Annotated in this window: 3 protein-coding genes; 1 reads left to right on the top strand and 2 read right to left on the bottom strand. The window is 40.1% G+C overall.

The annotated features are described in order from the left end of the window. Positions 1–63: 63 nt before the first annotated feature. Together V7161_RS29040 and pruA are read right to left on the bottom strand one after the other, a co-directional pair. Positions 64–1,266, bottom strand: a complete 1,203-nt coding sequence (locus tag V7161_RS29040; protein WP_335716243.1) for an ornithine--oxo-acid transaminase — start codon at positions 1,264–1,266, stop codon at positions 64–66. A gap of 27 nt (positions 1,267–1,293) precedes the next feature. Beyond that, positions 1,294–2,838 (bottom strand): L-glutamate gamma-semialdehyde dehydrogenase, encoded by a 1,545-nt coding sequence (gene pruA / locus V7161_RS29035; protein ID WP_335716242.1) that lies wholly within the window; start codon positions 2,836–2,838, stop codon positions 1,294–1,296. Positions 2,839–3,100: 262 nt separating this feature from the next. On the opposite strand from pruA, the gene V7161_RS29030 reads away from it, so the two are divergent. Continuing rightward, positions 3,101–4,471 (top strand): sigma-54 interaction domain-containing protein, encoded by a 1,371-nt coding sequence (locus tag V7161_RS29030; protein ID WP_335716253.1) that lies wholly within the window; start codon positions 3,101–3,103, stop codon positions 4,469–4,471. Positions 4,472–4,507 lie beyond the last annotated feature (36 nt).

Genomic DNA, 4,507 nt, shown 5'->3' with positions numbered 1-4,507 from the left:
GGAGTCTTCGCGCCTTCCGTTCCAATCAACAATGGCCTTTAACAACAGCCTGTTTGAAAGTTATTACGATAATACTGCTTTAATTTTTGCAATGGCCCAGTCGATTTCTTCTTTTGAAATGATTAGCGGCGGTGCAAAGCGAATTACGGTATCATGTGTTTCTTTACATAATAAGCCTTCTTCTTTTAATTTTTCGCAATATGGTCTTGCTTCTTCTGTTAATTCAACACCGATAAACAAGCCTTTTCCTCGTACTTCTTTAATCATTGGATTGTTAATTGTTTTTAATTGGTCAAGGAAGTATTTTCCTAGTTCCAAAGAGCGTTCCGCTAATTTTTCTTCTTCAATGACATCTAATGCTGCCAACGAAACAGCGCAAGCAAGCGGATTTCCACCAAATGTGGATCCGTGTGAACCTGGGTTAAAGACACCTAAAACATCAGAGTTGGCAACAACACAAGAAATTGGGAACACACCGCCTCCTAGAGCTTTTCCTAGAATCAACATATCTGGCTCTACTTCTTCCCAATCGCAGGCAAACATTTTTCCTGTACGCGCTAACCCAACTTGGATCTCATCAGCAATAAATAAGACATTGTTTTCTTTACATAAATCTGATGCTGCCTTTAAAAATCCTTCAGGTGGTAAGAGAATTCCAGCTTCACCTTGAATTGGTTCCATTAAGAAAGCTGCTGTATTTGGGGTAATTGCTGCCTTTAACGCTTCAAGATCACCATAAGGAATCAATTTAATTCCTGGAAGCATTGGTCCGAATCCACGCTTATACTCAGGATCAGAGGATAATGAAACAGCACCCATTGTCCGGCCGTGGAAGTTTCCAGTACAAGCAATAATCTCAGCTTGATTTTCAGCAATTCCCTTTACATCATAACCCCATCGGCGAGCAGCTTTTAGAGCTGTCTCAACTGCTTCTGCTCCTGTGTTCATTGGAAGAGCCATATCTTTATTTGTCAGCTTACAAATTTTTTCGTACCACGGTCCAAGCTGATCATTATGAAAGGCACGAGATGTTAAGGTCACTTTATCTGCTTGGTCTTTTAATGCTTGAATAATTCTAGGATGACGGTGACCTTGGTTAACGGCTGAATAGGCACTAAGCATATCCATGTAACGATTACCTTCTGGATTTTCTACCCATACACCTTCTGCCTTAGCGATAACGATTGGCAGCGGATGATAATTGTTTGCACCGAATTTTTGAGTTTGTTCAATAATTGTCGTTGATTGTGTTGTTGTTCCGTTCATAATCATTTCCTCCTTAGTTAGATGCCCTTAGAGCATTTCTGATGTTGTTTTTGCCTGCATGTGAAGCATTAAGTAATCAGGACCGCCTGCTTTAGAATCTGTTCCTGACATATTGAATCCGCCAAATGGCTGATATCCAACAATTGCCCCTGTACATGTGCGATTAAAATAAAGGTTTCCAACATGGAATTCCGCGCGGGCTCTTTCAATATGTTCACGGTTGTTTGAGATTAATGCCCCTGTTAAACCATAATCTGTATTATTGGCAACCTGCATCATATGGCCAAAATCACGTGCTTTACAGAAGGTCACAACCGGCCCGAAAATTTCTTCCTGCATCAGGCGGGCATTTTCATCTAGATCCGCAAATATCGTGGGTTGGATGAAGTAGCCAGTTGAGTCGTCTCCTTCTCCACCAGTCATGAGCCTGCCTTCTTCCTTACCAATTTCGATATAGTTCATGATTTTCTTGAACGATTTCTCATCAATTACTGGTCCCATATAAGTTTCAAGTGATTCCGGGTTTCCTAGTTTAAGTGTTTTCGTTAAGGCAACAGCTTTTTCGAGTACTTCATCATAAACATCCTGATGAACGACAGCCCGGGAGCCTGCAGAACATTTTTGACCTGAGAAACCAAAAGCCGAATAAACGATGGATGCTGCTGCTAAATCTAAATCAGCATCATTATCGACAACCACTGTGTCTTTACCGCCCATTTCTGCAATTACACGTTTTAACCAAATTTGTCCTGGATTTACCTTGGCAGCACGCTCATAAATACGGCAGCCCACCTCACGTGAACCTGTGAAAGATACAAAACGTGTTTTCGGATGGTCCACGAGATAATCACCAATTTGTGCGCCACTGCCTGGGACAAAGTTTAATACTCCACTTGGCAGCCCTGCTTCATGCATTAACTCAACAAATTTTGCAGCAACAATTGGCGTAGAGTTTGCAGGCTTTAATAGAACGGTATTACCGGAAACAATTGCTGCCACTGTTGTACCTGCCATAATCGCTAATGGGAAATTAAAAGGTGAAATAATGATCCCGACACCTAGTGGTATATAGCTAAATTGGTTATATTCTCCGGCGCGGCTTTGAACTGGTACACCTTCTTTGATTTTCAACATTTGTCTGCCATAGTACTCAATAAAGTCAATTGCTTCCGCTGTATCAGCATCCGCTTCTTTCCATGGCTTTCCTGCTTCTTTTACTAGATAACTAGAAAATTCGTGCTTTCGGCGGCGCATGATGGCAGCAGCTCGGAATAAGATATTAGCTCGGTGCTCCGGTTTCCATGTTTTCCATGATTCAAAAGCTGTCAATGCGGCAGTCATCGCTTTTTCCGCTAATTCTTGATCGGCCATTGAAACACTGCCAATGACTTCTTCTTTATTAGCCGGATTAATAGAAACGATTTTTTCATCGGTCGTAATCTTTTCACCGCCAATGACAACTGGGTAATGAGTTCCTAACTGGGATTGGACATATGCTAGTGCCTCTTCAAAAGCTTTAATATTTCTTTCATCTGCAAAATTTGTAAATGGTTCGTGTGTATACGCTTGCATTTTTTTACCTCCTTTTATTGTTCCGTTAAAACATTATGCAAGTTCCGTGCCAACATTATTTTTGCGGCATTATAGGGTTTCTGATAATCAGGCCGCCATTATTTTTTGCACAATTATGCACCATTTTTACCATAATGCAAAATTATTTTGCATTATTACGTTTTTTTTGATTAAATAGGTGCATAAAGGATTAAACAAAGGGAATGAAGTCATCGTGGAAAGTACAACTCAAACCATCCATTACTTACAATATTTAAATCGGATGTATAAACGGATATTAGACGAGGTTGATGTCGGGGTACATGCTGTCGACGAAACAGGCAGGTCGATTATTTATAATAAAAAAATGATGCAAATGGAATCCATGGATTTTCAAGACGTTATCAATAAAAAGTTATTAGATGTGTTCATGTTTAAGGATGACCAATCTAGTACTCTCGTAAAAGCACTGCAGGAAGGCAAGGAAACTGCCAACGTTAAACAAACCTACTTTAATAATAAAGGCCAGGCAATCACAACGATAAACAATACTATCCCTATTTATCAGGGTGATGCCCTGCAAGGTGCTGTCGAGATAGCAAACGATGTGACTAAATTAGAACGTCTCATGAAAGGAAATTTGTATAAGGGGTCTACGAGGTATACCTTTGATAAAATTATTGGAAAAAGTCCTGCTATTCGAGAGGTTATCGAAGCGGCCACCCGTGCAAGCCGTACCTCTTCTTATGTATTAATTGTCGGCGAGACTGGCACAGGGAAAGAGCTTTTTGCCCAAAGCATTCATAATGCCAGCGGCCGGTTATCTGCTCCCTTTATCTCGCAAAACTGTGCTGCCTTACCTGACAATTTAATTGAAGGCCTGCTTTTCGGTACGAAAAGAGGTGCGTTTACAGGGGCAACGGACCACCCAGGATTATTTGAACAGGCGGAAGGCGGCACGTTACTGCTTGATGAAATCAATTCTTTAAATTTAAATCTTCAAGCAAAATTATTGCGTGTTCTTCAAGAAAAGATGATACGGCGCATCGGGGATACCAAAGATACACCTGTTGATGTCAGAGTCATTGCTAATATAAATGAGGATCCGATTGATGCCATCGCCAATAATCATTTGCGAAAAGATTTATATTACCGCCTAGGTGTGGTGACCATCTTTATTCCGCCATTAAGAGAAAGAAAAGAAGATATACCGTTATTAGTGGAGCACTTTATTGAAAAATATAATGAACGCTTCCAAATGAATGTAAAAGGATTATCTGAAGAGGTTAAACAATCCTTCTTTGAATATGAATGGCATGGTAATGTTCGTGAATTAGAGCATATTATTGAAGCGGCGATGAACATTATGATGGATGAGGAAATTATTCGTTACTCCCATTTACCCTATCAATATCGCAGCAGAATGCAGCTGAAAGAGCGGATGATCCCCCTTTCAACTGTAGATACTTTTATAAATGAGAATGCAGATACCACGGTTCCATTAAAGGACCAATTGGAATTATTTGAAAAATCTTATATTGAGCATGTCTTGAAAAAAAATGATTTTAACATCTCAAAGACGGCGGGACTTCTAGGTTTAAGCCGGCAAAGCCTGCAATATCGGATGAAGAAATTAAACATTGAGAATAGCTAAAAAGATTTGCATTCAGGCAAAAAACGCTCACAAAAG

The sequence above is a fragment of the Neobacillus drentensis genome (genome assembly GCF_036965425.1).
Classification (GTDB): domain Bacteria; phylum Bacillota; class Bacilli; order Bacillales; family Cytobacillaceae; genus Neobacillus; species Neobacillus drentensis_F.
This window is presented reverse-complemented; position numbering and strand designations above follow the sequence as displayed.